At 60.0% G+C, this 25,179-nt stretch carries 26 protein-coding genes and 3 pseudogenes; 7 read left to right on the top strand and 22 right to left on the bottom strand.

Annotation, left to right across the window (positions count from 1 at the left end; translation table 11 throughout):
• Window positions 1-280: 280 nt before the first annotated feature.
• The 18 genes from NKH05_RS31660 to NKH05_RS31745 all read right to left on the bottom strand — a co-directional run bounded on the left by NKH05_RS31660 (window position 281) and on the right by NKH05_RS31745 (window position 19,633).
• Window positions 281-1,363, bottom strand: a complete 1,083-nt coding sequence (locus tag NKH05_RS31660) for a hypothetical protein (protein ID WP_353026966.1) — start codon at window positions 1,361-1,363, stop codon at window positions 281-283.
• A 2-nt stretch (window positions 1,364-1,365) separates the two neighbouring features.
• Window positions 1,366-2,961 (bottom strand): restriction system-associated AAA family ATPase, encoded by a 1,596-nt coding sequence (locus tag NKH05_RS31665; protein WP_353026968.1) that lies wholly within the window; start codon window positions 2,959-2,961, stop codon window positions 1,366-1,368.
• On the bottom strand, window positions 2,958-4,601 hold the full coding sequence (locus NKH05_RS31670) for a restriction endonuclease subunit S (RefSeq protein WP_353026970.1): 1,644 nt from the start codon (window positions 4,599-4,601) through the stop codon (window positions 2,958-2,960). The genes NKH05_RS31665 and NKH05_RS31670 overlap by 4 nt, the downstream gene beginning before the upstream one ends.
• Window positions 4,602-4,730: 129 nt before the next feature.
• A complete protein-coding gene (locus tag NKH05_RS31675) occupies window positions 4,731-6,149 on the bottom strand; it encodes a class I SAM-dependent DNA methyltransferase (protein WP_353026972.1) in 1,419 nt (472 codons plus the stop codon).
• Window positions 6,150-6,564: 415 nt separating this feature from the next.
• Window positions 6,565-6,837, bottom strand: coding sequence for a DUF2274 domain-containing protein (locus NKH05_RS31680; RefSeq protein ID WP_352528985.1), 273 nt, complete (start codon window positions 6,835-6,837; stop codon window positions 6,565-6,567).
• 11 nt (window positions 6,838-6,848) lie between these two features.
• Complete coding sequence (locus NKH05_RS31685; RefSeq protein WP_353026992.1) at window positions 6,849-8,066, bottom strand: TraB/TrbI/VirB10 family type IV secretion system protein; 1,218 nt, start codon at window positions 8,064-8,066, stop codon at window positions 6,849-6,851.
• Window positions 8,067-8,076: 10 nt separating this feature from the next.
• Complete coding sequence (gene trbG / locus NKH05_RS31690) at window positions 8,077-9,105, bottom strand: P-type conjugative transfer protein TrbG (protein WP_353026974.1); 1,029 nt, start codon at window positions 9,103-9,105, stop codon at window positions 8,077-8,079.
• Window positions 9,095-9,826: a conjugal transfer protein TrbF gene (gene trbF, locus NKH05_RS31695; RefSeq protein ID WP_353026976.1), complete on the bottom strand. Its 732-nt coding sequence runs from the start codon at window positions 9,824-9,826 to the stop codon at window positions 9,095-9,097. The genes trbG and trbF overlap by 11 nt, the downstream gene beginning before the upstream one ends.
• Window positions 9,827-11,149 carry a P-type conjugative transfer protein TrbL gene (gene trbL / locus NKH05_RS31700; RefSeq protein WP_353026978.1) on the bottom strand — a complete coding sequence of 441 codons (1,323 nt, stop codon included), beginning with the start codon at window positions 11,147-11,149 and terminating at the stop codon, window positions 9,827-9,829.
• Window positions 11,150-11,184: 35 nt separating this feature from the next.
• Entirely contained in the window at window positions 11,185-11,910 is a 726-nt protein-coding gene (trbJ, locus tag NKH05_RS31705) for a P-type conjugative transfer protein TrbJ (protein ID WP_353026980.1), read from the bottom strand.
• A complete protein-coding gene (gene trbE / locus NKH05_RS31710) occupies window positions 11,907-14,357 on the bottom strand; it encodes a conjugal transfer protein TrbE (RefSeq protein WP_353026982.1) in 2,451 nt (816 codons plus the stop codon). Before trbE ends, trbJ begins: the two co-directional genes overlap by 4 nt.
• The gene (locus NKH05_RS31715) at window positions 14,351-14,623 is read right to left on the bottom strand and encodes a VirB3 family type IV secretion system protein (protein WP_352650979.1); all 273 of its coding nucleotides are present in this window, start codon (window positions 14,621-14,623) and stop codon (window positions 14,351-14,353) included. Before NKH05_RS31715 ends, trbE begins: the two co-directional genes overlap by 7 nt.
• A complete protein-coding gene (locus NKH05_RS31720; RefSeq protein ID WP_352706199.1) occupies window positions 14,623-14,931 on the bottom strand; it encodes a TrbC/VirB2 family type IV secretion system protein in 309 nt (102 codons plus the stop codon). Before NKH05_RS31720 ends, NKH05_RS31715 begins: the two co-directional genes overlap by 1 nt.
• Before the next feature lie 11 nt (window positions 14,932-14,942).
• Window positions 14,943-15,911: a P-type conjugative transfer ATPase TrbB gene (gene trbB, locus NKH05_RS31725; RefSeq protein ID WP_352706201.1), complete on the bottom strand. Its 969-nt coding sequence runs from the start codon at window positions 15,909-15,911 to the stop codon at window positions 14,943-14,945.
• Window positions 15,908-16,321, bottom strand: a complete 414-nt coding sequence (locus tag NKH05_RS31730; protein WP_352458763.1) for a CopG family transcriptional regulator — start codon at window positions 16,319-16,321, stop codon at window positions 15,908-15,910. The genes trbB and NKH05_RS31730 overlap by 4 nt, the downstream gene beginning before the upstream one ends.
• Window positions 16,322-16,441: 120 nt before the next feature.
• Window positions 16,442-18,469 (bottom strand): conjugal transfer protein TraG, encoded by a 2,028-nt coding sequence (locus tag NKH05_RS31735; protein ID WP_353026984.1) that lies wholly within the window; start codon window positions 18,467-18,469, stop codon window positions 16,442-16,444.
• Window positions 18,470-19,127: 658 nt separating this feature from the next.
• On the bottom strand, window positions 19,128-19,361 hold the full coding sequence (locus NKH05_RS31740) for a hypothetical protein (RefSeq protein ID WP_353026986.1): 234 nt from the start codon (window positions 19,359-19,361) through the stop codon (window positions 19,128-19,130).
• Window positions 19,362-19,444: 83 nt separating this feature from the next.
• Window positions 19,445-19,633, bottom strand: coding sequence for a hypothetical protein (locus tag NKH05_RS31745; protein ID WP_353026988.1), 189 nt, complete (start codon window positions 19,631-19,633; stop codon window positions 19,445-19,447).
• On the opposite strand from NKH05_RS31745, the gene NKH05_RS31750 reads away from it, so the two are divergent.
• A complete protein-coding gene (locus tag NKH05_RS31750) occupies window positions 19,632-19,850 on the top strand; it encodes a KTSC domain-containing protein (RefSeq protein ID WP_352772395.1) in 219 nt (72 codons plus the stop codon). The genes NKH05_RS31745 and NKH05_RS31750 overlap by 2 nt on opposite strands.
• A 300-nt stretch (window positions 19,851-20,150) precedes the next feature.
• Here NKH05_RS31750 and NKH05_RS31755 read toward each other — a convergent pair whose 3' ends face one another.
• A complete protein-coding gene (locus tag NKH05_RS31755; protein WP_352503331.1) occupies window positions 20,151-20,339 on the bottom strand; it encodes a hypothetical protein in 189 nt (62 codons plus the stop codon).
• On the bottom strand, window positions 20,326-20,628 hold the full coding sequence (locus NKH05_RS31760) for a hypothetical protein (RefSeq protein ID WP_353026990.1): 303 nt from the start codon (window positions 20,626-20,628) through the stop codon (window positions 20,326-20,328). Before NKH05_RS31760 ends, NKH05_RS31755 begins: the two co-directional genes overlap by 14 nt.
• Window positions 20,629-20,804: 176 nt before the next feature.
• On the opposite strand from NKH05_RS31760, the gene NKH05_RS31765 reads away from it, so the two are divergent.
• Window positions 20,805-21,158, top strand: coding sequence for a hypothetical protein (locus tag NKH05_RS31765; protein ID WP_352778088.1), 354 nt, complete (start codon window positions 20,805-20,807; stop codon window positions 21,156-21,158).
• 288 nt (window positions 21,159-21,446) lie between these two features.
• On the opposite strand, the gene NKH05_RS31770 is transcribed toward NKH05_RS31765, so the two are convergent.
• Window positions 21,447-21,827 (bottom strand): hypothetical protein, encoded by a 381-nt coding sequence (locus NKH05_RS31770; RefSeq protein ID WP_352848067.1) that lies wholly within the window; start codon window positions 21,825-21,827, stop codon window positions 21,447-21,449.
• 392 nt (window positions 21,828-22,219) lie between these two features.
• On the opposite strand from NKH05_RS31770, the pseudogene NKH05_RS31775 reads away from it, so the two are divergent.
• A pseudogene (locus NKH05_RS31775) lies at window positions 22,220-22,384 on the top strand (diguanylate cyclase); the annotation flags it as partial.
• A gap of 296 nt (window positions 22,385-22,680) precedes the next feature.
• On the opposite strand, the gene NKH05_RS31780 reads toward NKH05_RS31775, so the two are convergent.
• Window positions 22,681-22,989 (bottom strand): hypothetical protein, encoded by a 309-nt coding sequence (locus tag NKH05_RS31780; RefSeq protein WP_353026994.1) that lies wholly within the window; start codon window positions 22,987-22,989, stop codon window positions 22,681-22,683.
• 57 nt (window positions 22,990-23,046) lie between these two features.
• Between NKH05_RS31780 and NKH05_RS31785 the strand changes: the two genes are divergently transcribed.
• The 4 genes and pseudogenes from NKH05_RS31785 to NKH05_RS33255 all read left to right on the top strand — a co-directional run.
• Window positions 23,047-23,331: a DUF982 domain-containing protein gene (locus NKH05_RS31785; protein ID WP_023680323.1), complete on the top strand. Its 285-nt coding sequence runs from the start codon at window positions 23,047-23,049 to the stop codon at window positions 23,329-23,331.
• A 462-nt stretch (window positions 23,332-23,793) separates the two neighbouring features.
• A pseudogene (locus NKH05_RS31790) lies at window positions 23,794-24,076 on the top strand (alcohol dehydrogenase catalytic domain-containing protein); the annotation flags it as partial.
• A 463-nt stretch (window positions 24,077-24,539) separates the two neighbouring features.
• The gene (locus NKH05_RS31795; RefSeq protein ID WP_352848010.1) at window positions 24,540-24,797 is read left to right on the top strand and encodes a hypothetical protein; all 258 of its coding nucleotides are present in this window, start codon (window positions 24,540-24,542) and stop codon (window positions 24,795-24,797) included.
• Window positions 24,794-24,973 (top strand): annotated as a pseudogene (locus NKH05_RS33255) (hypothetical protein); the annotation flags it as partial. The gene NKH05_RS31795 and the pseudogene NKH05_RS33255, both read left to right, overlap by 4 nt.
• Window positions 24,974-25,179 lie beyond the last annotated feature (206 nt).

The following is a 25,179-nucleotide window of genomic DNA, read 5'->3' on the forward strand; positions in this document are numbered from 1 at the left end:
TGTCTCAGCAAAGTGCGTCGTCCACATTGAAGGCTCGTCCGCGGAGCTCCATCATGCGGCGACTGATGTCGACCGCGAAGACAACCATGCACCCGGCAGCGTCCGTCTCGACGCAATTACATGCTTGACGTCCCAGCGGCGATTAGACAACCCCATCACTATCGAATTGTCGTCGGCGCATTGCGGGACCGTCTGACTGAATGTCAAAAATTGGCCGTTAGCCGACTAGTGGGTTTTGCAGTGAGAACCCGCTGGAGCGGACAATCGCTGGAACGCGATTCTAATTAGAATACTCGACGAAACTCCAAAGCCACTGCCTGACGTCTTCGCCAATCTCCGGATCTTTGCAGGACCGATCTAGCAGCCGGAAGGCCTCCGCCTTTAAAAATGCACGGTCTGCATACCCGTCTTGAACTACGCCTTCGATGTATCGAGGGACCTCCGCCGCTACTTGGTCAGCAGTTTGATCTCTTCCCTTTTCAACCAAGAACCACTTGCTGTAGTGGCCAATCCAGGAGAGGAAGTCTGCATCAAGAACGTCTCGCGAATATCTGACCCTGATTTGATAAACGCTATTCCACGTTTCAGCTCTATCCAGTTCGTCGCCGACAATATTGATATTCCAGCGCGGCAGGGTGTAGCCCCCAACCTCATTGCCGATGAAAAATTCGCTCCCCTCTAGCGTGATGCGGTAGGCAGGGCCGAGGTACGGATCTGAGCAGCGGCGCCTCAGTCCGCCACCTCCTACGAGGATGTCGGTACTGCCTTTGTACGTCGAATTGCATTCGTCGCACGCTGGTGGGAGGTTGCGTAGGTCGGCCGCGGCAAACGGATATATCGAAATCGGCAACAGATGGTCGAGTGCATGACGCGGTGCACCGGGAGCCCGAAAGTAATTCAGGCCGCAAAACGGACACTGCCTGATGTTAGCAGCGTAAATAGTGCCGTACTGATTGTCCCGAAGGAAGCCATTCCCCTCTTTGATGCTAGCTAGCTGACCGAAGAGATAAACTGCCAGCGCGCGCACAGGCGCTCTGATCGAAAGCGGGAGCGTATCAATGGTAGGGCAAAAGGCGTCATCGTTGAAAACGTTCGGCAAGGCCGTCTGTCTCATGATTGCCGTGCGAACGGGCGGCCGCTCTTGGGCGGGCAGCTCAGAATATTTTAGCAAGAAACTCTCAAGCTTTGATCTCAAGCCGGTACGTTGCGCTAACATCTCGCGCCGGCCCTCTGGCAGGCATTCCGGCCAGCCCTCGGGCTCGGCGTCAGCGTCAATCGCATCCATTCCCGCCAACATCACGTCAACAGCCAAGGCGTTCAGCCAATTGGCGCCCAATGCTTCAATCGGGTAGGAAAACAGCATTTCTAGGCTTGGCTTTTCAGCTTTCGAAGATGATCCGCCAGAAGAGCTTTTCCGATAGACGGCCCGAGCTCCTTAAAGCCATCTTCTATCTCTTCGATGTCATCCGATTTCAAGAGTTTCTCGATTTCTTTCTCGGCAATGTGCGAATTGGGAGGGCGGATATCGAAACAGCTTTCTAGAATGCGATCGAAAGTTGTTCCAAAGGTCTCAATTTTAGGATCTTTGACAGTGAACTTGCCCGATGCTTCATCTCTCGAGAAGATCATGACCTGATCTCTCGGCATGTCCGAAGGCACAAACGGCGCATGGGTCGTAAGCAGGAATTCCTGATTGCCGCGACTCCCCACCATTTTCATTAATTGTTGAACGAATTCCACGCGCCATTTCGGGTTAAAATGCGATTCAGGCTCGTCGAGCAGGAAAATCGCGTTCGTGTCAGCGATCATGGCATAGGTGCCCAGGATCAGCGCTTGCTGATGTTCACCATCAGAGAGGGAGACATAGTCAACGGCGCCCGACTTATGCCCCTCGGGCCAGAAGCGGACTTCCTCGAAGCTGAAGACCATGTCCTCCTGCTGCGGCTCGGGCAGTCTGGAAGCAAATCGTCGTTCCTTCACGGCCTTGTCGAACCGGCGTCGTGCGGTGCGCGGGATGGCTAGATCGTTCAGTAGGGCAAGCTTGTGCAGAGACCGGTAAAGCGTGAAGGCCTCATCCCAGAAGTAGGCGAATGCCTCCCGGGTCGCGTCCGTGATCAGAAAATCGAATGTGTAAGTCTCCGTTTTCTCGTTAACGTGCCAGCAGGTTGCGGTGCGCTGGAGACGAGCGATAACGGTCTCAAGTTCGTCGGTAAGCTGGATGCCCTTGCGCGCCAAGGTGCGCCTCTTGGATTTCGGGATTTTGGGAACGGCGGAGTGCGCAAGGCGCACGATGCAGCGGCAGGAGGCAAGATCGCCCAGGCGGGCGTGTCGCAGAAGCTCCTTTCTGATGTGGGTCGAACCCAGCATGAGATTGGAGAACAGGACCTCAAGGTTGGTGCCATAATCGATAAGCATCAACTTGTTATCCGGAATCGCCTTTGCATTCCCTTTGAGTGCTGCAGTTGCGACGTCGCCAGCGTATCCGCTTCTGCTGGCGAGGAAGGGTAAGCTCAAGGTTTCATTGTCTCCGGACGTATAGCCAACGATCAAAGACGGCAGAAACTGACCGAACGCTGGTTCTTTTGATCTTATGATCTGCCCGTCGGCACGGATAAGTTCAATCGGTCCCGACTTCTTGCCCTTCAGCGCCCTAATGAGACGCACGGTCTCATGGTCGCCCCCTTGAGCGGGTTTGATCATGTATTCGAGGTCAAAGAGTACCGCGTCGTTAGCGCTGCGCCGCTCCTCCGTAGGCGCGTGCTCATGCCATGCTGCCTGGAAAATTTCTGCGATCAGTTGGAGGAATTGAGATTTGCCGGATCCGTTCGGACCAATCATACAAAGCGGCGCAAGTGGCTCGCCATCCTTGCCGTCATTGCCGCGGCCAAACCAGACCTCCGTGCCGTCAAAGAGCCCGCCGCCGGTTCCCGATCGCTCTATCTTGAGCAGCCTCAGCCTCATTGCGCCACCCTCTTAAGGAGCATGCGACCTTCATGCTTATCGAACACCTGCACCAGCGCGGGAGCTTTACCGCTCAGAAGCTCGAAGAGGGCATCGCGCACCGCGCCGTAGGGCAACACCACGCGTTGGACGATGGCCTCGAATGCCAGCCCCTTCTCGGGCCAATTGGCGCTGTCGGTCAAAACTACCTGCTTTGGATCTGTTTTCACTGTGTTCGCTTTCGGGCGCGTTGGGCGCGCTTCCATGACGGAGATGGTACTCGTCTCTCGTATACGATCCAGCATTTTGTCTGCGGGTTCGTCGCCGACATCCTGTTCGACCAGCTGTCCTGTGAAAGCCTTGGCGAGGATGCGCTGCTCCGCTCGATCAACGAGCCACAAGGACCGTTCCACCTCGCGAGCGAGGTGGCTGACCCTAGAGAATGCGTCCTCGATCTGTCGTACGATTTCCCGCTGCTCCTCGAGCGGGGCGAGCTTAATGTTGAAGGCCCTGATCTCAGGGAAATATATGGTCGTGTGGGTAGTTCCTCGTCCAAAATTGCGAATGTCATCACCTTCGGACAGCAAGGCGTACATAAGATATTTGGGATCGACGGCATCGGTGCAGGACCAGGTAGCGAAATCTTGGCTCGTGGCCATCTCGCGGCCCATGATCGCGACATAGCCGACCGACGCCGTGCGGGAAAGAATGACCGTACCCGCCGGAAGTAGTCGCGCGGAGGAATTGGATAGTCCTGCGTCGTTGATTTTCTGGATTGTGTCGTCGATCGTTCTCCCATGATGCCGGTTGGCGTCAGGAATGCCGATCCATGGCACATCGCCGCCCCACCATTCGGGATGGGAACGACTTGGTGTGTGCCCGGTCTCCTGGCGCGCCACTCGCAGAAGGGGAACCCAGTCCCATCCAGCAGGGAGGACCGTGCCGGGATTATTGACCGAGATACCGCCTCTGCCTTCGATGATTTCATTCGTCGCCTGGCGCCCGCCACGCGCCTGCTCGGGCTCTTCAATTCTCGCGAGAAGCTGCTCCATCGGCTCGAGCACATGCTGCTTGCGAAACCCTGCCGTAAGTTCGCCCCGGAAGGCAGACCGCAGGAGGTTGAGCTTGTAGTACTCGACCAACGGCAAAATCTTTTGCAGTTCGCTGCGCGAGAGGTCAACGCGCGCGCTCAGTTCATCGAGCCGCGCCACAATCCGGCGCTGCTCGGACACTGGCGGGATGGCGGCCGAATAGCCTTCGATATGGTGCTTTGAGAGTCCCGGGATGTCGCCGTGGGCGTTCTCGATGATCTCTTCTGCACGGTAGGCGATCGTCCTTAGAATGAATTGAAAGTCTAGTTCAGCGCTGGGTTGATAGGCATAGATATCTCGCCCGATCGCGGCGGGAATCCCCGGGAAGGTTTTGCCCACGCCGGCGCCCTTAACCGTGATGAAGATGCAGCCTTCGGGAACTACCCGCCTGGGGTCGGTCGTCCATTTCGGCTTCTGGAACGCGCTACCATCCCACTGCTCAGGTCCGGTCACATAGCTGGTTCCCCGCCCCTCCTGGTTGACGGTGTCCGGGCTCGGTGACTGTCCTGTATACAAAACGCCGATGTCGCCCAGCCTCGCTCGAGCCCATCCAGCTGGAAGCTCATTCATGGCGCCAGGGTTCCCGCCTCAACGTGCCCCCCGGTAAGGAAATTCTGGCTACCACTATCCCGCGCCGAACGGCTGCACGCGCAAAACAATGGGAACTTGGGTCATTAGACATCGCTCGGTAAGGCATGCTTATGAAACATGCTTAAGCTGAAGATCTTCTGCTTCGACCTCCGAGCTCAGGGCATCGATCTCGCCTAGCGCTGAACGCAAGTGGCCGATTATTGCGATAAGGATTTCATTGGGATCCTGCATTTCGTCTTCTTGATCGCTGCTCTCGTCACGGAGCCACAGCCAGTTTAGATTGTCACCGCGCTCCGCAATGGCGTCCCGCGAAAGCCTGCGCCATCTGCCACTCTCACCTTGTTCCTGGCGCTGTGTGGCACCTCCGGTATCAGCGCCGTACAGGTGCTCGAATTCTTCGAAATGGGCGTCGGTCAGCGCATTTGTTTTGCCAAATGCCGGCATGTTGGTGCGCAGGTCGTAGAACCAGACACCGTCCGTCGCGACCCCGGCCTGCTTGCGGAAAAAGAGCACGTTGGTCTTGACCCCCGCTCCAGGAAAGATGCCTTTGGGAAGCCGGAGGATCGTGTGCAAGCTACACCTAGCCATCAGGTCCTGGCGCACGGACCTGCCGGCCCCATCTTCGAACAACACATTGTCGGGAAGCACGACGGCAGCCCGACCACCATCGTTGAGGGTCAGATAGATATGCTGAAGAAATGCCAGCTGCTTGTTCGTATTGCGGTAGGGGAAATCCGCTCGTAGTGCCCGCCGGCTTCCTGCCTTGCTCCCAAACGGCGGATTGGCCAGCACCAGGCTTGCCGCGCCCAGCCCGCGACCGTCGTCAGTCAACGCATCTCCGTGTATGATTTCAGCATCCAGAGCGTTCAGGAACGTGTTCATCAAACATATTCTGCGGGTATTTTTTTCAATCTCGACTCCCTGATATTTCGGGGGATTTTCCCGATAGGATTGTTCCGAACAATTTGAGCGAATGAAGCGGTCCGCGGAGATCAGAAACCCGCCGCTCCCGACAGCTGGATCTTGGATCCGGTCACCTAAACCAGGCCTCGATACCCTGATCATAGAATTTACGAGCGCGCGCGGAGTAAAATACTGCCCTGCACCAGATCGAACATCCTGAGAGCTTTTCTCGATTAATCCTTCGTATATCTCACCAAACCGGTCACCGCTAACGTCGTGCCAGGCGATTTTCGCGATCCCCTCAACAACGGCGTGGAGATTTTCCGAGTGAGAGAAAACAGTAGTTGGAAAGGCGTAAATTGACCGGATGACCTCACTCTCAGCGCTAGCCCCGAGATGAGTCAACATTTCTTGATAGAAGCCTAGCAGTCCTTCCTTTGGGTGATTGACAAGATCCTGCCAACGATAATTTATAGGAAGAAGTTGCTCAATCTCATTTTCTTCTGCAATCTTAAGGAAGAGGAGGTAGGTCAGTTCAGATACATATTGGTGATAGCTAATTCCATCTCCGCGAAGAATGTGGCACAGAGCCCAAATCTTTTGGACGACGCTTTCGTTCTTCATTCTAACTGCAATCGCTCAAACTCGAAAAAGGTAGCATCGCCGCTGCCCTGCTGGCACACGCCTGCGATCCTATCGCGGATAAGTCAAACTGGAAACGAGAGAATGCGTATTTTCCGCGCGAGATTTCTGGCCTGGGCCTGCGCGCGACAATGCGCCACGCACTGTCGTTCTTCGTCACGATTTTAGCCCCACGGACCGGCCGTTCGCATTGAGCTGGACTGCCCCTCAGCGAACGCCCGCTTTCAGGATTAACAACGGGATCGATGAAGGACGACAATGTGGCGCAGAGCGGCATTGGTTCGGGGCAGATCAGCTCGTCTATTGTGCCCTATGTTTCGGCTTGCCGCCGGCAAATTGCTTCAATGCATTTGCCCGCCTAGAAAGGTGCCCCCTCGGACTCACTGGTCGCTGTCACTTATTCGGACCCTGAAATTGGCTGCCGGCGCGATTTCTCTGACTTGTCGACGACAGGGAGCGATTCCTTTCTGGCCTTGGCAAACGCTCGATCGCTCTCCAGGAACTCCGCCAGCATGAACGGGATCAGTTCCGCTACCGATTCGGACTCGCCATAGGTCTGACGATAAAGCGCCGCATAGTCCTTCAGTGCTTGGTTCAGGTCTGCACTTACGCTTATGGTGATCTTCGAAGGTGTCCGATCCGGAAGTTTGCCGAGTTTCAGATTGGTCATGATGACTCCAGTCAATTCGGGTACGGCCGCAGCACAAGATCCTTGTGCACGATGACGCGCAGTGGCCAACCGGGCCGGACAGTGATGGTGGGTTGGAGATTGAGGTTCTTCTCGGTGATGCGCTGGCCAGCTTGACTGACGTTCTGCTGAGCGGATTCGCGGATTGCTTTGACCAGGTTGCTTTCGTCTTCCCCGAGGCTCAGCTCGGTGCCGACCCCTAGCAATGTGGCCAGCGCAACGCCTTTGATCAGCTGCCAGGTATGGAAATCCACCTTGTCGTCAAGCCCCGCATAGCCGGCAGTGTCTGTTGCCGGCAGATTGTCGATTTCGATCGAAGAGCCGTCGGGCAGCAGTATCCGTTGCCAGACCAGCAGCGCGCGCCTTTGTCCAAAGGCAACAACGCTGTCATAGGTGCCAATCAGGCGAGAGCCTTGCGGAATGAGCAAGGTGCTGCCGGTGACTGTGTCGTGCACATTCTCGGTGACCTGTGCGACGACGAGGCCGGGCAAGTCGGAATTGATGCCAGTGATCAGGCTCGCTGCGATGACGCTGCCGGCCATCAGCTGATACGGCGAAGCGGGCGTCTGCAGTGCATGCAGATTGTAGATTCCACTCGTGTTACGCTGGCTGACAAAATCGAGCTTGCGCTGTTGATTGTTTTGGTCGCCCTCGGCCGGTGCAACGGAAGCTGAATCGCGTGCGGCATCGGATTGTGGAGCCGTTCCATCAAAGGGTGGACGCCCGCCCTGCCCGTTGCCGGCGGCATCCGCTTGCCGGGGTCGATTTTCGATCCGGAAGAAGACTTGCGATTCGCGCGCCTCGACCGCCTGCTGTGCAAGGCGCTGCTCCTCCGCCGAAACCTCCTGGCCCGGCGCGATGCCCAGCTGGCGTTGGTGCTCAAGGATGGGGCGGCCGAGGTCGCCGGGCAGCGGTGGTCCAAGCACCGGAGGCTTGGGCTTGATCCCGGAATAGTCCTTAGGCAGCCTTTCAATTGCCTCCGCGGTTGGCTTCCGCTCAGTGTTGTAAAGCTCGTCAGCCTGCTCTTTGATGCGCAGCGCCGGTCCCTGCAGCGCCATCATGGTGACGCCTAGAACGGTGCCGGAACCAACAGCTGCAATGGCGACAATAATGCCGCGCTTGAAGCGCACAGCGCGGCGAGGTGAGGCCCGCAGCTGCAGCTGTTCTGGATCGAGTTTCGGTGGAGCATCGGAGCGGGAAGTATCCGTCATGGGCCGTCCCTCACCTGCTGGAACGCGAAAAGAGCAATATCCGCCGCGGCGCTTGCCTGCCGTCGGTCCTCGTGATGCGCACCACCTGTTGCTGCTTGGCGCCGAGGCGCAGTTCGGCCGCGGCGAAGAGGCGATCGACAATGTAATAGTTGCCCCGTGTGCGGTAGTTGACGAGTTGGTTGTCCCCGTCAGCACCGACGATGAAGAGCGGCGGGGCCTCGCCCTGATCGATGCGGCGCGGAAACTCGATGTAGACCTTGCTGCCATCATCGAACGCGCGCGTCGGCCTCCAGGGCGGCATGTCGCCGGTAATCGAATAGCGGAAGCGAATATTTTCGAGAGCCACATTCGACGCCACTGGCATAGCAGCCTCGGCCTGCGCATCGCGCCGGCGTAGCGCGATAATCTGGTCCTCGCTGTAGGTCCAGGAGATTGCCGCCATGGCGGTCTTATCCGTGCTTTGAAGCTGCAAGTGATAGCTTCGCCGGTCCGTGGTGATCACCAGATTGGTGGCAAGTCCTGGCGCGAAGGGCTTCACCAGCACATGGGTGCGCTGGTCATCGCCGGAGCCACTGACGGTGTCGCCAATTACCCAGCGCACTGTATCGCCGGCCGACACGGATTGGAGTTTCTCGCCTGACTGCAGAGCGATATCGCTGACGCGCTCCGGTGCGGCATAGAGCTGGTAGAGCGCGCCTTCGGCAAAGGGGTAAACCTGCACCGCATTCACATAGCCATATTTGGTGGGTTGCTGCGTCGCCGCCTTGTTGGCATCGGCGACACGTTCTTCAGGCGAGCGCCTGTCTTCAGCAGCCTTGCCCGGCTCGGGCTGCAACTGGCCGGGCAGCGGTAGCGGTTTCGGCACTTCCACGACTTTGACGGGCTTCTCCGGCGCCTTCTCGATTGCCGCCGGTTGGAACTTGGCAGCATCATAGGAAATCTGAGGTGGCGGCACCGGCTTCGAGGCACAGGCGGAAATGACCGCAGCCGACGCAGACAGGATCAGCGCAGTGCGGAGCGACGAGAGTCTATTTATCATTGGCGGGCTCCTTTGGGGGAACGGAAGTTTGCGCGGCACTGTCGAGCTCGCGCGACCAGTCGATGGCGTTGATGAAGACGCCGAGCGGGTTTTTGCGCAGCTGATCGGCATTGTTCGGCGGCCGGATCACAATGGTGAGGATCCCGGTCCAACGCGTTGTGCTGGCGAGGCTGCCGCGCTCAAAGACCTGCTCGGTCCATTTGACTTGATAGGAGCTGTCGGACGCTCGAACCACGCTCGTCACCTGCACCGAGACGCTGCGCGTGCCGATCTTGCCGAACGGGTCGTTGGCCTTAGCGTACTCGTTGAGAAAGAGGGCTCCGCGGTCGGTGGCAAAGTCGTAGGCCGAGAGCCAATTCTGCCGCACCAACACCGCATCGGTGGAGACGGAGCGGACATTCTGGATGAAGCGGCCGAGATGCCAGGCAATCTGGGCATCGTCGGGCTCGTAGGTTTGGATTGCCGGCGCGACAGCCCGTGTCTCACCGAAGCGGTCGACCTCGACGACATAGGGCACGACGCGGCCCTGCATCGACTGCCACAAGAGTCCACCAGAGAGCCCGATGGCCAGAGCGAGGCAGCCAAAGGCCATCAGGCGCCAGTTCCTTGCCTGCACGCGCGCAGTGCCGATGCGCTCGTCCCAAAGTTGGGCGGCCTTCTGGTATGGTGTGACGGGGTGGGGCGTCTTCCCGTAACGCTGAACAGGTCGCTTGAAGAGCATCTAGTCTTCCTTATCGTTGAGAGAGGGGTTGGCGCCGCTTCCACCCCGATCGCCATCGCGGACGGCCTGCGTGGCGGCGTGGCGATGGGCGCGCGCGGTCTGTTCGGAACGCAAGCGCCTCGCCCACGCCGGCGCGGCATTGGCACCTGACGCGGCAGGGTTTCCGGTCATTGATGCGGTCGGCGTGCCGCCCGTCGCGGTCCAGGCGGCATCGCGGCCGGCATCGGCGCTGCGCCGGAATGGTTCTGTTGCAGATCGCATTCCCCGCATCGCGGCGCCGCCAGCTGCGCCGGCAACGCCCTGCAGTCCAGCAGCTACGCCGGAGAGGCCGGACTCGGGCGATGTTGCACGCCTCATCTGCCAAGCTGTGGAAGCAGCCGATCCCATGGCCGTGCCGGCTCGAACGGCGGCGAGACCGCCGCCGGTTGCCATGCGCGCGCCGGCAAGCGCCGCACCTCCGGCAACGAGCGTTGATCCGGCGGCCGCCGCGGTGGTTCCGAGTGCGGCTCCCGCGCCAAGCTGCGGCGCGCCGGAAACAAGACCCGAGGCAATTCCCGGTCCGAAAATGCCGAGCCCAAGCAGCGCCAACGCGCCCAGTACCTGTGACATGGCCGCGGCCAAGTCCGGCTCCTTGCCTTGCAGGGCGGAAGCGAACTCGCCGAAGAGCGTGGAGCCGATGCCGACGATGACGGCAAGCACCATCACCTTAATGCCCGACGAGATCACATTGCCGAGCACGCGCTCGGCCAGAAACGCCGAGCGGTTCCAGAGCGCGAAGGGCACCAGAACAAAGCCGGCCAATGTGGTGAGTTTGAACTCCAGGATGGTGATGAAAAGCTGGATGGAAAGGATGAAGAAGGCGATGAGGACCAGGAACCAGGCGAGAAGCAGCACGAAGATGGTCAGCGCGTTGCCAAAAATCTCGGGGAAGCCGACTAGCTGGCTCGCTTGATTGAGCAGCGGCCAGGCGCCCTCGAAGCCGGCCGCGGCAATGCGGCCTGGCCGCAGGAGACTGTCGGCGGACAAATTGCCGGACGAAGCGTTGATGCCGAGCCCGGCAAAGGAGCGGTAGATAATGTCGGCAAGGCTTCTGAAATTGTTCAGGATGAATGCGAAGGCGCCGACATAGAGCACCTTTCGGACGAGCCGACCGAGAATATTGGGTTCGCCGCCGAACGCCCAGACCAGGCCCGCCAGCGTGATGTCAATGCCGATCAGGATGGTAGTGAGAAAGGCGACGTCGCCCGAAAGCAGACCGAACCCGCTGTCGATATAGCGGATGAAGGTCTGCATAAAGCGATCGATGACGCCGAGGTCATTCATGTCGCCGTCTTCCTCGTTGTCTTGAAGACTGCTGATCAGTTGCCGGGATAGGCCGTACCGGTGCCCAGGAAACGCTTCGTCGTCTCGCGGGCGGCTTCCTCAGACTGCGCCTTGCGGGCAGCATCTTCGGCTTCAGCCCGGAACTGGGTCGCGAGCAGCGTCTGGATCTGCATCTGCTGCTTGGTCGAAAGCGCGATCAGCTGATTGGTGGCCTGGCTTGCCTCAAGGGCACCTGCCGCGCCCTGACTGCGGTTGACGAGATCGGTAAGCAGGTCGCCGTCGGCCCGCACGTTCTCCACGATCTGCGACTGCGCGCTCATGGTTTGGCGGAACGCCTGCATGGCGTTTTGCCAGCGCTCGCGCGCGGCGCTCGCCACATCGTTGACCTCGATTGTGGCGTCGTAGCTTTCCGGATATTGCACACGCCACTGGTTCTGAAGCTTGTCGAGATCGAAGCTCAGGCCGCTGGCCTGGGTCATCAGGCCGTCGATCCGTTGGAGCGAACCTGTGAGCTGGCCCACGGAAGAAAAATCCAGGCGCTGAAGGTTGCGCGCCATGTTCTGCAGCATGGTCGCCTGGTTCTGAAGCGACTGGATCTGGTTGTTTATCTGCTCCAGGGAACGTGCCGCTGTCAGCACGTTCTGCGCATAATTCGACGGATCGAACACGATTAGGGCGTGGGCCGGCTGGACGTAGTCGGCCATCGGTTTTGCGATTAGGGAAACGGTGATCAGGGTGGTGAGAAGGCGGCGCCGCATCATGACGATTGCTCCTTGTCTGGTTGAGGGAATTGCTGGAGAAGCTCGGCAGCCCAATCGAGGCCGCGCGCACTCAGGAACCGGGAGGCAAAGCTGTCCTGCCCGTGCTCTGACAGGACGCTGTCGATCAAAGCTTGCGTGGCCGGATCAGAGGCGCCGCAGAGCGCAAGAGCGATCGGGCCGAGCCCGAGCTCGAAGAGGCGGTTGCCGCGGCGCGACTGCAGATAATACTGGCGCTTCGGTGTGGCACGGGCGACCAATTCGATTTGCCGCTCGTTCAGGCCGAAGCACTCATAGGCTGCCCGCACCTGCGGTTCCACGGCACGGTCATTGGGAAGAAAAATGCGCTGTGGGCAGCTCTCGATGATTGCCGGCGCGATCGACGAGGCAGCGATGTCTGCAAGTGACTGCGTGGCGAAAATGACGGAGACGTTCTTCTTTCGCAGCACCTTCAGCCATTCGCGGATGCGGGCGGCAAAGAGCGGGTTGTCGAGATAGACCCAGGCCTCGTCGAGCATGAGCAGTGTTGGCCGGCCGTCGAACCGCTCCTCGAGGCGATGGAAGAGATAGGTGAGCACCGGCAGCACGGCGCCTTCCTGGTGCATCAGCTCTTCGGTCTCGAAACACTGCACATCCGACAAAGCCAGCCGATCTTCATCGGCATCGAGCAGACGCCCGAACGGGCCATCGAGCGTGTACGGCATCAACGCGGATTTCAGCGCATTGGACTGAAGCAGGACCGACAGTCCAGTGAGCGTGCGTTCCTGCGCCGGCGCGGTGGCAAGGCTGGTCAGGGCCGACCAGATCGCCTCCTTCACCTCCGGCGTTACGGTGACATTCTCATGGGCGATGAGGCCGGCGATCCATTCGGCTGCCCAGCTGCGGACAGCCTGGTCATTGATATTGCGCAGCGGTTGGAAGGCAAGCGCACCGTCCGCACCAAGCCCATGGTGCTCTCCACCCATGGCGAGTGTCGCCGCGCGGGCCGAGTTGCCCTTGTCGAAGACATAAACCTGTGCGCCGGCATAGCGGCGGAACTGCAGAGCGACGAGGGCAAGCAGAACCGACTTGCCGGCACCGGTCGGACCAACGATCAGCATGTGACCGACATCGTCGACATGGGTGGAAAGCCGAAACGGGGTGGACCCGCTGGTCTCGGCAACAAGAAGCGACGGTGCTTCGATTCGGGTGACTTTCGCGAGATGCTCGTTTGTCGCCGGACCGGCCCAAACCGACGATAGCGGCATAAGATGGGCAAGGTTCAATGTATGAATGAGCGGCTGGCGAACGTTGGCATAGACATGGCCGGGCAATGAGCCGAGCCACGCCTCGACCGCATTGATGCTTTCACGGATTGTGGTGAAGCCGAGTCCGTTGACGATGCGCTCAACCGCGCGAAGGTTCTCCGCGGCGGCTTGGCGATCCTCGTCCCATACCGTCACGGTGGTGGTGAGATAGCCGAAGCCGACATGATCGCCGCCCAACACCTGAAGTGCTTCGTCGGCATCGAGGGCCTTGTTGTCGGCGTCACTATCGACGAGAGGGACGGGTTCGTTGGTCACGACCTCGCGCAGGATGGCGGCGACCGATTTGCGCTTGGCAAACCACTGACGGCGCAACCGTGACATCGTCTTGGTGGCTTCCGTCTTGTCGAGCGGGATGAAGCGCGTCATCCAGCGATAGGCGAAATCCTTATGGTTGAGCGCGTCGAGGATCCCTGGCCGGGTGACGTTCGGGAAACCAAGGATGGTGAGGGTGCACAGATGCTGCTCACCCAGCATCGGCTCCAGGCCGCCGGTAAGCGGCGCGTCAACCAGAACACCGTCGAGATACATTGGCGTTTCCGGCACGGCGACCGGATGGCGGTAGGTCGAGATTGTGCCGTGCAGATAGGTTAGCGTCTCGGCATCATCGAGGGCGCGCACTTCCGGCATGAAGCCGGACAGCAAATCCAGGACGCGGTCGGTCTCGTCGCGAAACCACGCCAGCTCCTGGCGCCAGTCTCTAGCCCCTCCCGAGTGATGCGAGTCGACCAGTGCGCTTTCCGCCCGCGCCTGGCCATCTGGCGCCGGCATGAAGATCAAGGTCAGATGATAGCGACTCTCGAAGTGCGCGACCTTGCCCTCGAAGGCCGCGCGCCGTTCTTCATCGACCAGCCATGAGGCAGTATCGGGAAAAGCCGAGCTCGGATAGCCCAGCGCTTCAATGCGCTCGGCCTCGAAAAACAACCCCCATCCGGAGCCCAACCTTCGTAGCGCATTGTTGGCTCGTGCGCAGATGCCGACCAATTCGGCTTCGGTCGCGCTTTCAAGGTCGGGGCCACGGAACCGGAAGGTTCGCTGGAAGCTACCGTCTTTATTGAGCACGATGCCGGGCGCGACCAAAGCGGCCCAGGGCAGATGATCGGCAAGCCGATCGGCTTTGCCGCGATACTCCGAAAGGTTCAGCATGCAAGCCACCCCTTCAGGCGAAGATGACGGACAAGCACGCTGGCGAAGTCCAGATCGCGGCGAGCGGCAAAGACCGCGAGCGTGTGGCCGGCGATCCAGAGCGCCAGTCCGGCGATCCACTGCTGCAGGCCAAGGCCTATTGCCGCGGCCACCGTGCCGTTGAGGATCGCCACCGCTCGCGGCGCGCCGCCCAGCAGGATCGGCTCAGTCAATGCCCTGTGAACGGGGACTTCGAAACCCTCGATATGCTGCTCTCCGGTGGCCATCAGACGAGTGCCCCGCCGCCGAAGGAGAAGAAGGAGAGAAAGAAGCTCGATGCCGCGAAGGCGATCGAGAGGCCGAAGACAATCTGGATCAGCCGGCGAAAACCGCCTGCCGTGTCACCGAAAGCAAGGGTCAGGCCGGTGGTGATGATGATGATCACCGCGACGATCTTGGCGACCGGTCCCTGCACCGACTCAAGGATCTGCTGCAGCGGCTGTTCCCAAGGCATGCCGGAGCCCGCTGCGTGGGCCGGGACGGTGAGAAGAAACGCGAGCGCGATGGACGAAAGGAAGCGAAGCTTCTTGCGCATGAGGTGACCTTTCAAAACTGCTGGAGTTGCGGAAGCGTGAGCGGGGTGACGGCGTAATCACCGGTGCTGTCGAGACCGGTGACCTCAGCGATCGCGTCAATGCGGCGCGAGGATCCGCGCCCAGCGATGAAGACGATCAGATCTACCGCATCAGCGATGAGGCGGCGGGGGACGGTAACGACGGCTTCCTGGGCGAGCTGCTCGATACGGTAGAGAGCGGAGCGCGCCGAATTGGCGTGAACCGTCGCGATGCCGCCGGGATGCCCGGTGTTCCATGCCTTCAGCATGTCCAGGGCTTCCGCGCCCCTGACTTCGCCCACGATGATGCGGTCGGGTCTGAGCCGCAGGGTCGAGCGCACGAGATCGGCGAGCGTGACCGACCCCCGCCTCGTCCTCAAGGCAACGCAATCCTTCGCCGCGCATTGCAGTTCGCGCGTGTCCTCGATCAGGATCACCCGCTCGTCGCAATCGGCGGCTTGTGCCAGCAGCGCATTGGCAAGTGTTGTCTTGCCCGACGACGTGCCGCCGGCGACCAGGATGTTGCGCCGCTCGCGGACCGCCTTCTTCAGCGCATCGGCCTGCAGCGGCAGCATGACCCGGTCGGCGACATAGTCGGCCAACGTGTAGAGTTTCGCCGCAGGCTTTCGGATGGCGAAGCATGGCCCCAGCACGACAGGCGGCAGCAGACCCTCGAAGCGCTCGCCCGATGGCAATTCGGCGCTGACAATCGGATTGTCCGCATGCGCCTCGGCGCGCACGTGGGAGGCGACCAGGCGGATGATGCGTTCGGCCTCAGAAGGATGCATGTGCACGCCGGTGTCGACCCGGCCTTCACCCAACCGGTCGAGCCGCAGCGCACCGTCGGGATTGACCATCACCTCAATGACGGTCGGATCGGCAAGGGCTTCGGTGATCGCCGGACCCATGGCGGTGCGCAGCATGGCGCGGCGGCGATGGTCGGCTTCCGGATGAGAACTCATCCTTCCCCTCCCCTGCGATCGTCGGTGCCAAGTGACCGTTTCCCGGAAGCGATTTGGCGGCCGACTTGTTCGACGAACTTCTCGAAGCGCTCCTGGGCAATCGCTTGCGTCGCCTTGTCCGGCACCGGCGTGTGAGCATGAAGCGTGATCGAAAAGCGGATGAAGAGCGCCAGGCTCTCCAGGATCATCTCGACATCGCGCCTGACATGTCCGAGGTCACGGGAAAGACGGTCGAGCCTCTTGCCGTAGCGGTGGTCGAGTTCATTCTCCCCACGCCGCTCGATAAAGGCCTCGACCGCGTGCGCCACAATGGCCGATTTGGTGGTCGATGGATTGCGGCTGAGGTTCTCCAGCTTCTCGCTCAACTCGGGTCCAAGCAAAAACTGGTGACGAATGCGGTGGGGCTTCATGCTGCTTGTTCCCTCTGACCGGCGCTGATGCACCGGCGACGGGAACGAGCATCGTCGAGATCCTCGAAATCGCTTACGGCCGTTATCTACGCTGAGATGCGCCCGCGTATGGCGCGCCGTTCAGAAGCCGGGCACGATGTCCTTGTCGTCGCCCATTCCCTCATTGAGGCCGTACGCACGTGCTGCGGTGGAAATCCGATCCATGACGCGCTTGTCGGCGAGCGTCTCGCAGTCATCGTCTGCGGGCGTGAACAGATCGCCATGATCAGGCTCCTGGGCGACGAAGGTCCGTTCTTCGGGCAGGCCCGGATGGCGCTGCTGCTGGACACCTCCGTCTTCGATTGCCGCGCCGGCACTGTCGTCGTCGCCAGCAAGACGCCGATCCAGGCCGCGCACCTGTCCGCTCCAATCGTCCGGGCGCGACGTGGGCCGATCCGCGTAGGCACCGTCGCGCAGCACCGGCGAAGGCAGCACTCGCTCCGTGAAATTCGGATCCTGGTAATAACGCAACTTCTTGGCGCGAATCGGCGGCAATCCCGAAACCAGGATTAGTTCGTCAGCCTGCGGCAACTGCATCACCTCACCCGGCGTCAGCAGGGGGCGAGCGGTCTCTTGGCGGCTTACCATGACGTGGGACAACCAGGGCGCCAACCGATGGCCGGCATAGTTGCGCATCGATCTGAGTTCCGTCGCGGTACCGAGCGCGTCCGAGATGCGTTTGGCCGTGCGCTCGTCATTTGAGGAAAAGGCAATCCGCACATGGCAATTGTCGAGAATGGCGTTGTTCTCGCCATAGGCCTTGGAGATTTGGTTCAACGATTGCGCGATGAGATAGGCGCGGATGCCGTAACCCGCCATGAAGGCCAGCGCGGTCTCGAAGAAATCGAGCCGTCCCAGCGCCGGAAATTCATCGAGCATCATGAGAAGTTGGTGCTTACGGCTCTTCTTCGGGTCACCTTCCAGGCGCTCGGTCAGCCGCCGGCCGATTTGATTGAGCACCAATCGCACCAGGGGCTTAGTGCGCGAGATATCCGACGGCGGCACGACCAGATACAGCGACATCGGTCGCTCGGCATCCACAAGGTCGGCAATGCGCCAGTCGCAGGCCGATGTTGCCGCGGCAACCGTTGGATCTCGATAGAGCCCGAGAAACGACATGGCGGTCGAGAGAACGCCTGAGCGCTCGTTCTCTGACTTGTTCAGCACCTCACGAGCCGCCGAGGCCACGACCGGATGGACCTGGGGCTTGTCCACCGTGCCGAGGTGGTTGGTGGTCATCATTCGCTGCAGTGTCGCAGCGAATGAGCGTTGCGGGTCCGACAGGAAGGTGGCGACACGGGCGAGTGTCTTTTCCTCTTCGGCGTAGAGCACGTGCAAGATGGCGCCAACTAGAAGTGAATGACTGGTCTTCTCCCAATGGTTCCGCCGCTCCAGCGCGCCTTCCGGATCGACGAGAATGTCGGCGATGTTCTGAACGTCGCGGACCTCATCTGGACCTTTGCGCACTTCCAGCAGCGGGTTGTACCGCGCCGATCTCGGATCGGTCGGATTGAACAAGAGACAGTGCGAGAACTTCGACCTCCAGCCAGAGGTCAGCTGCCAGTTCTCGCCTTTGATGTCGTGAATGACGGCCGAGCCGGTCCAGGAAAGAAGGGTTGGAACAACGAGTCCGACGCCCTTGCCCGAACGTGTCGGCGCAAAGGCCATGACGTGTTCCGGTCCGTCATGGCGCAGATAGCGATAATTCAGTCCGCCAAGGAAAACGCCGGCCGGCTGAAACAGCCCCGCCTTCTCGATTTCCAGCTTCATGGCCCATCGTGAGGACCCATAGGTGGTGACCAACCCCCGCTGCCGTGCGCGCCAGAGGGACCCAGCTATCGCGGCGGCACAGCCCAGGAACCCACTGGCTCCGGCAAGTATGCCAGCCTTGTCAAAGACCTCAGGCGCATAGGCGTCAAATTGGAACCACCATTCGAACAGCTTCCACGGCTGGTAGATCGGCCAGCCGACTGTCACAAACCATGGTGCGCCGAGTGACGGCTGATAGGAGAGCATGTGGGCGCACCATTGGGTTGCAGTCCACACGCCAAGAATGACAATTGCGAATACGACAGCGATCTGCCCAATCAGCAACTTCGTGGGTGTCAATGGCTTGCTCCGCTCTTCTGGCCAGACGGACCAAACATCGCGCCGAGCGATGAGAATTCGAACGGCCTCTACGTGCGACCAGGTGCGATGACAAGGTTGATAGGCATTGTTCACCTGCGAAAGCGAAAATCCGCCGCAGCAACCTGTCGGCGGTGCCAGGTACGCGGTTGGTCGCAGAAATGTTGGCTTCTGTGCAGGCACATTAGATGTGCTGACAGACAAACCTCAGACAAGTCCGGAAGATATGCCCGCCTATCATTGGAGCCGACGCGTTTGTGCGGGTAGCGAGGAAGATTCTGGCCGGCGATGGATGGCGGATCCACACTGCCTTTTTACGCGCTTCGAAGCACGAAGCGTGAACCATTTGTGCCTCGATCTTGGTTCGGTCTCGGCTTGCAGGAGGTCGATTGACGAACGCCAGCCTGGTCGTACGCGGAGTTCGTGAGAAAGCTTAACGTCAGCGACATCGACATCGAAAATGCGATCACCGAGCGAAAGGTGAAATGTCGCGCCGCTGACGCTTCAAAGCCAAGCCCGCGCGCCTCACCGATAAGAGCTTTAGCTATCGCGTTGGCGGCATCGTCGCGGTGCCTTCGGGACGTCGAATAGGCCCACCCGCGGCGCTCGCACTCGATCTCGGCGCGGGTTTTCCCTTGTCTCATCGCCCTGTCAGCGCGTTGCAAATGAGCGAAACCAAGCTGTCGCGCGCTCGCTTGTGAAGCGCGCCTTTCGGCTGCCATGCAAGGAAATCATCAACGCTCATCCAATCAACCGGGTTTGTGTCGGCGTCTGGCTGGCTGAATTCCACATACAGATGCAGTTCGTCCGGCACGAAGACGACCCTCCACGATCCTTTGAAATCGTTGGCAAGGTTGTAGGCGATGGCGGTCATGGCGATCCACTCCTTCGCCTGGAGCGTGCCTATCTCACGGGAAAATTCCATCGCCAGAAGTTGGTATTGACGCTCCCGCTTTCTCAGAAATCCAACGTCCGCGTGATGCCGAAAGGTGCAGCTAGCTTTTTGTGCATCTCGATTGGGAACACGGGACCGCCGCGAAAGTTCGGTGCACGCAGCGAATCCTCCACCTCCAGGTATTGCTGCAGATCGGTATCCCGATCGGCCCGCGCTCCCGCAAGGCGCGGGCCTCGGCCTGTGGTGCTCATGCCATCTACTTCGATCCGCAAGATGGAATATGATCTGGATAGAAGGACCCTCTCGGTGTGGTTCGTCGCCAGCCGTAAACGGTACGAGTTTGAGGGGGTACCGCCGGAAACCTTTGCCGCGTTCCGGGCCGCGTTCGCCAAGGGCCGCTATTTCAACGACCATATCCGCAACAATTTCCGCTACCGTCTGGTTGCGAGCGATAGCGACCCGGGATGACCTGACCTGCCGGCGGCTCAATCGTCCTGTCGCTCCAACCGGCGGTTGGTGGACGCGTTGCCGCCGTTGCGCTTAGGGTTGGTTAGGTCCGCGCTCACTTGGCAAGCCCAACCCCCCGCATCCCCCCGCCTGGTGCAAAGCGTTTGATCGGTCCCGCCGTTCTGGCAGTGCGGCGGGACTTCCAGGTGGAACATCGGCGCGCGGGGAAGGCGCGGTGCACGCAGCACCCTTTTCTAATCCAACGTGTGGCGCGCTGAAGGGTCTCAACGTCGGTCTGCCGCCGGAGCTCAACTAGCTGGACTATTGCTCGACCGGAAGCGGCTCGTGCTGCGGCTCAGCGTGGTGGAACACCTGTCCAAGATCGCGCGCGTCGAACGTTTGGCCGCAGACTGGGCAGTAGACCAAGTGCTTCGACTCGTCCTCTACCGGCCCGTCATGCGGCCTGCCCTCATAGCCCGTCGCGATGTTGTCGGTTCTAATCCGGGGCATCGACAAGTGCCTTTCGTCGTTTTGGCGGCCGATATTTCTCCATTAGCCGGACCTTGTCACGGTCGACCGTGACCAATGGCCCGAGGTCGATCGTCACGGTTTCCTCGTCGATGCGCGTGACCTCGCCTTTCAGGTCGATTTGCTGGCCTCGGTTCACCTTGGTGTGGTCGATGATGGAATGTGGGAAGTCGTAACCTGGGATAGAGACGCTTACGCGGTCCTCTGTTATCCGCCTTCGAACCGTGGCAGTAATCGCCACCTGGTCACCAATGCCTATTCCCCGAGCCATGCCATGGATTCTGGTGCGGGCAGTGCCCTCTTCAAGAGGCTTCTAATATACGCCGGCCATCCTAAGGCTGACCTACGACCAGAGTTACAAAAGTTGAACGTCATCGGGGAACACTCCTTCTGTCTGCCTGTTCAATTTGCCAGGCGCATCCCGCGCATTCAGACAGGAGAAAGAAGATGAAACGCATCCTTTTGGCTTCGGCCGTGCTGGCGGTGTCGGCCGGGCTTTCCTTTGCCCAGACGACCAGCGGAACTTCGAGCGGAAGCTCGACCAGCGGAACCTCGACCACCACGACCATGCCCAGCACGACGGATCAGGGCACCGGCACGACGAGCAGCGGGACCAACATGTCCGGCGATCAAGGCACCGACACGACCACCACCAGCGGCACCACGAATCCGAACTCGGCCAGAGACTGCGCGCCCGGCCAGCAGACTGGCAGCGCTCAGCAGGCTGCGCCAGGTCAGCAGGACACGGCAGCCAACACCGCCGCGCCAGGCCAGGTCAAAAAGACCGACGAAGGTTGCTGATTGGCACATCGGCTCAGGTTGGAATCACCAGCGTGTGGCTGGCTGATCTCCCCCGACCACCGCCTGAACTCAACTCGGCTGGCGAGCAAGTTCCCGCCAGCTCAGCGTTCTGATGCTGAAAATACTGGACCAGATCTATGCGTTCTCACCGTGGCGCCAGCGAAGCGACGACACCGGGGCGGGACAGGCGAGGCCGCTACAGCTCCAGGCTTGTCTTCCCGGTGCGCACGGCGTCGACGACTTCGCTCATCGAGTCGAGGACGAGCTGGCCGACGATCCGCATGCGGATCAGCAACTCAGGGTCGATCGAGGGACGGCCGATCGGGCAGGCCGCACCCTAATACCCAAGCGGAAAGGCCACGCCCACGCCTGGACACGGCCAGTGTATAGCGGCGGGCTGCTTGCCAAATGAGCTCTAGTGATGTCGAGCGCCCGCTGCGCCGATATGAGCGTGGAGGCCACGAACAGGCGTATCAAAGGTCTGGCCTGATCGCGCCGGTTGATGATGCGGATAAAGGCCTGGTGGCCAGGCATCAGCGGCTCGGCCGCCGCCACGATCTCGGCCTGCCGCCACTTGTAGAAGGGCGCCAGATACTGGCGGATGGCCTTGAGCGTAGCGTCATGCTGGAGCGCCAACGGATCGGGATCGATGCCGCCAAAAGGCGACAAGACCAAGTACCCAGGACGGAAGCCAACAGCGATGGGGAAGCGCGACAAGATCGTGAAGTTGGATGCCGAGGGCATGACCAGAACAGCGATAGCCAAAGGAACTGGGGGTCAGTGAGCGGAGCGTTTATCGGGCGCTTCAGGGGACCGGTGAGCGCCGATAGGTGACCACTAGGACTACGAGGCGAATTAGGCCCCACCAGACTATGAAACGCTCCTCTCCCAAGCTGACCCGCGCTCTTCCGTATCTTGACCCTCAGCTTCAGACGCCTGTCGAGGAAGTGTTCGACGCTGGCCATCACCCGTGCGCCCGCACGCTCGCTGCGAACATAGAGGGCAGTCGTCGGCGTAGCGAACGAAGCAGTGCTTGCGTCGCTCCAGTCCCTTGCGAGTTCGTCCAGCATTCCGACTTTGAAACATGGCTGATTTCCACACAGTCGCGGCGGGGCAAGACCGGCTTTTAAGCGTTTGAGACGGATCTCATGGATGGTCGCTGGCTCTGGATGACGGAAACGGATCAAAACGACGGCTGGATGCTCTGCATAGCCAACGAGATCACAATCTGCGGCTTCGGAAGCGAGGCTAGTCTCCATGACGTCAGGGCACGCCGCCGCTTCCGGTCTGCCAGCCTGGCGCATGTGTCAACAGTTCCGAGCCGAAGCACTGCACCGCCCTCCAGCCAAAGAAAGTTGGCTCGCCCGACTGGCAGAAGAAGACCTCGATGCTTCGCGCCTTCGCGGGGCCGTCAGCCAGACCATCGCCGGTGGGCCGCCGAAGGAACGTGGCATCCTTGCCGCGCTGCGCCGATCCCGCTGCCGGAGCCGATCTCCAGGTCAAGATCTGATGCGACATCTGCTCAATACAAACCGCCTCGGAGCCCCTGCTCTAAAGGACGGCCCAACGAAACGACCATAATCTTTTCATCTCCTCCCTCACAGCCGTCGAATTCGTCGCGGTGTGCTTGAGAAGCCGTCGGCAAGCGGCGTGACGAGCTCGAAAAATAGTTCGCGGCGTCGGACGGTGCACAGATGCTTTTTGCCGGCCGGGTCCTGTTGTACGACGAGAGGATGGTCCGGCTAGGCAAAGTGCCGGGCCCAAGGAGAGCCAGCTCAGCCTCAATCGCATCGGCCAGCGATTCTTTGAATTCGCGGTAATCCACATTCATGCAACCACTGCCCTTGTCTTCGCGTTTAGCTGCGTTCAATCGTGGGGAGCGACAAGAATGCGGGCCTTCAGTCCAATTACAATCTGCCTCAATCGCAACCTGACGGTGGTCGCGTCCATAGCCGACGCAATGAAGGTGCTTCAGCAACCATGGCCTAGAATGGGAAAGCCGGGGCGGCTCAACGCGATCCGAATGGTCGAGGAGTCCCTCGCCGGGCATTGCAGCCAGCAAGCTGCGCTCGAGGCCTTCAAGGCGGCCGCGGCTGAACAGGGACTCCTTAGAACAAGAGGGACCACCGCAGGTCTGGGGAAAATTGCGCGGATGGTTGAAGATCTGATGTGAGGTCATGCCGGCCTCGCTAACACTGAAGAGCCGCCCCACTTGAAGCCGAAATACTGCCTTCTCCCGCGGCAGCCGAAACGCCTCAAAACGGGCTATTAGCCTGGACGTGAGAAGGCCCTGGCTGCACAGTCAAAATGAGATCGACTGGTCGTCGTAGGGCCCGTCGAAGTCAACGGGCTGGACCAAGCGTGTCAAAGACACGACTGGCGAAGAGATCGTGCCCAGCAGAGCGTGAGGGATCGCGATGCCAAGACCGATGCCGTCGAGCCGAGACACTCGCGGTCGAAGAGACCACGGAGAATCATCTGCTCATCAAGCCCAGTTCTCCGCGCAATCCTGATCGCGATTTTTGATAAGGTGCAGCCGCACTGTTTGGCCAGCGCAGAAATTCACCGTCGGATAAGTGGGTCCTGGCTGTCCCGGACGCGAAGACAGCCGAGCGTCCGTGCGAAGCGCCGCGAGATTTTTGAACAAAAGCGCGAGCTCTCTACGCTTGCCGAGGGCTTCAGGCGGAAAGCGTCTCCTGGCGATATCCGCTGCGATGAAGTCGCCGACCCGAAGGTTCTTCATTCGACTGACCCATCATCCAGCTCTCGGCGACCTGCATTTGCGGCTCGGACCTGTGGCCGTATAGGGGGATCCAGAATGTCGAAGCCCCATGCACATGGGTCAAGAATACTGCGGCATCGTCATGGAGGTCGGCAGCGAAATCAGGACGGTTCGTCCCGGCCAGTTCGCTGGCGGAGAGTTGGCTTTCGAGTTTGCTGAGGCCGAGTGAGACGGCGCAAGCCATTGCCAGAACTTGATGTTTTCTGAGTTCGCTCTGCACTGGGGTCATACACCTTGATATGGTCTTATGTCCTTAGTCCTAGGACAGAGGACACACCGCATGAATGGGATGAGAAGTCAGGATATCGTGGTGCTTCTGAAGCTCGTGAGCTTGCAGGAGCAGGAGGGGCAAGTTGGCTCCGGGGAGCTTCATTGGAGCTTCTCGGGCGAGGCCCCGTACTCAGTTCGCGGCCTGGAATCGCTACTCGGGATCAGCAAAACGAGATTGACGCTTCCATCAAGCGAAGCCTCTCGTCGGGACTCGCCATCAAAGATCGAGATACGGGCCGAGCCAATCCCCATCGCCGCAATCTACACAATTTTATCGTCCACAGACTGAAATTTGTGTTCCCCGCAAGGCGGGCGGCATCACGCGCGGCATGCCGACGGCCTTTGCCGCGCCAATGCTAAAAGGACTGCTGATAAGCGGCGGTGAGTACATCCACATCTGGCCGTTTGCGGAAGGCCGGGATATGGGGCAATCGATCGAGCCCTTGTTCAAGAGCGTGCCTGAAGCTGTTCCGAAAGATGAGCGGCTGGACGAATATCTTGCGCTTGTCGATGCGATCCGGCTCGGAAACCAGCGGGAGGTGGGCCTTGCCGGTGAGCGGCTTTCTGAAAGGCTTCTGAAGAAATGACTACCATCAGAGGCCAGCTGCTCCACATGCTACAGATAGTAGCCGAGGCGCTGGGAAGCGACTTTCGGGAGCGTCTGATATTTGTGGGCGGATGCACGACCGCTCTTTTCATTACCGACGAAGTCACGCTTGGGGATGTCAGGGCGACGGACGATGTCGATCTCATTGTCGATCTACTCCGCAAAGCGCGGTGTTGGTCGGAGATAATAGAACCTTATACGTAAGCGCGATTTTCCCTGCACGTTGACGCCGGCGCTTTCGACGGATGGCCTTCGAATCGGGAACGGTATCTGGTCTGATCAGACTGCTGTTGCTTTGGCGAAGTTGAAGGGCAGCAGATCGTAGATATCAGCGTCCTCGTTGCGTTGAGGCAATTCGGTGA

Source organism: Mesorhizobium sp. M1399 (genome assembly GCF_040317735.1).
Classification (GTDB): Bacteria; Pseudomonadota; Alphaproteobacteria; order Rhizobiales; family Rhizobiaceae; genus Mesorhizobium.

What these genes read in the sequence shown, in the direction of transcription:
- NKH05_RS31760 (WP_353026990.1), bottom strand. Translation starts at nt 20,628, where the DNA reads ATGGCTCGGGGAATAGGCATTGGTGACCAGGTGGCGATTACTGCCACG.
- trbE (WP_353026982.1), bottom strand. Translation starts at nt 14,357, where the DNA reads ATGCTGAACCTTTCGGAGTATCGCGGCAAAGCCGATCGGCTTGCCGAT.
- NKH05_RS31665 (WP_353026968.1), bottom strand. Translation starts at nt 2,961, where the DNA reads ATGAGGCTGAGGCTGCTCAAGATAGAGCGATCGGGAACCGGCGGCGGG.
- NKH05_RS31745 (WP_353026988.1), bottom strand. Translation starts at nt 19,633, where the DNA reads ATGAGCACCACAGGCCGAGGCCCGCGCCTTGCGGGAGCGCGGGCCGAT.
- NKH05_RS31660 (WP_353026966.1), bottom strand. Translation starts at nt 1,363, where the DNA reads ATGCTGTTTTCCTACCCGATTGAAGCATTGGGCGCCAATTGGCTGAAC.
- NKH05_RS31740 (WP_353026986.1), bottom strand. Translation starts at nt 19,361, where the DNA reads ATGACCGCCATCGCCTACAACCTTGCCAACGATTTCAAAGGATCGTGG.
- trbJ (WP_353026980.1), bottom strand. Translation starts at nt 11,910, where the DNA reads ATGATGCGGCGCCGCCTTCTCACCACCCTGATCACCGTTTCCCTAATC.
- NKH05_RS31750 (WP_352772395.1), top strand. Translation starts at nt 19,632, where the DNA reads ATGCCATCTACTTCGATCCGCAAGATGGAATATGATCTGGATAGAAGG.
- trbG (WP_353026974.1), bottom strand. Translation starts at nt 9,105, where the DNA reads ATGATAAATAGACTCTCGTCGCTCCGCACTGCGCTGATCCTGTCTGCG.
- NKH05_RS31675 (WP_353026972.1), bottom strand. Translation starts at nt 6,149, where the DNA reads ATGAAGAACGAAAGCGTCGTCCAAAAGATTTGGGCTCTGTGCCACATT.
- NKH05_RS31785 (WP_023680323.1), top strand. Translation starts at nt 23,047, where the DNA reads ATGCGGGCCTTCAGTCCAATTACAATCTGCCTCAATCGCAACCTGACG.
- trbL (WP_353026978.1), bottom strand. Translation starts at nt 11,149, where the DNA reads ATGAATGACCTCGGCGTCATCGATCGCTTTATGCAGACCTTCATCCGC.
- NKH05_RS31755 (WP_352503331.1), bottom strand. Translation starts at nt 20,339, where the DNA reads ATGCCCCGGATTAGAACCGACAACATCGCGACGGGCTATGAGGGCAGG.
- NKH05_RS31730 (WP_352458763.1), bottom strand. Translation starts at nt 16,321, where the DNA reads ATGAAGCCCCACCGCATTCGTCACCAGTTTTTGCTTGGACCCGAGTTG.
- NKH05_RS31670 (WP_353026970.1), bottom strand. Translation starts at nt 4,601, where the DNA reads ATGAATGAGCTTCCAGCTGGATGGGCTCGAGCGAGGCTGGGCGACATC.
- NKH05_RS31780 (WP_353026994.1), bottom strand. Translation starts at nt 22,989, where the DNA reads ATGAATGTGGATTACCGCGAATTCAAAGAATCGCTGGCCGATGCGATT.
- NKH05_RS31685 (WP_353026992.1), bottom strand. Translation starts at nt 8,066, where the DNA reads ATGACGGATACTTCCCGCTCCGATGCTCCACCGAAACTCGATCCAGAA.
- NKH05_RS31765 (WP_352778088.1), top strand. Translation starts at nt 20,805, where the DNA reads ATGAAACGCATCCTTTTGGCTTCGGCCGTGCTGGCGGTGTCGGCCGGG.
- trbF (WP_353026976.1), bottom strand. Translation starts at nt 9,826, where the DNA reads ATGCTCTTCAAGCGACCTGTTCAGCGTTACGGGAAGACGCCCCACCCC.
- NKH05_RS31680 (WP_352528985.1), bottom strand. Translation starts at nt 6,837, where the DNA reads ATGACCAATCTGAAACTCGGCAAACTTCCGGATCGGACACCTTCGAAG.
- NKH05_RS31795 (WP_352848010.1), top strand. Translation starts at nt 24,540, where the DNA reads ATGCCGACGGCCTTTGCCGCGCCAATGCTAAAAGGACTGCTGATAAGC.
- trbB (WP_352706201.1), bottom strand. Translation starts at nt 15,911, where the DNA reads ATGAGTTCTCATCCGGAAGCCGACCATCGCCGCCGCGCCATGCTGCGC.
- NKH05_RS31720 (WP_352706199.1), bottom strand. Translation starts at nt 14,931, where the DNA reads ATGCGCAAGAAGCTTCGCTTCCTTTCGTCCATCGCGCTCGCGTTTCTT.
- NKH05_RS31715 (WP_352650979.1), bottom strand. Translation starts at nt 14,623, where the DNA reads ATGGCCACCGGAGAGCAGCATATCGAGGGTTTCGAAGTCCCCGTTCAC.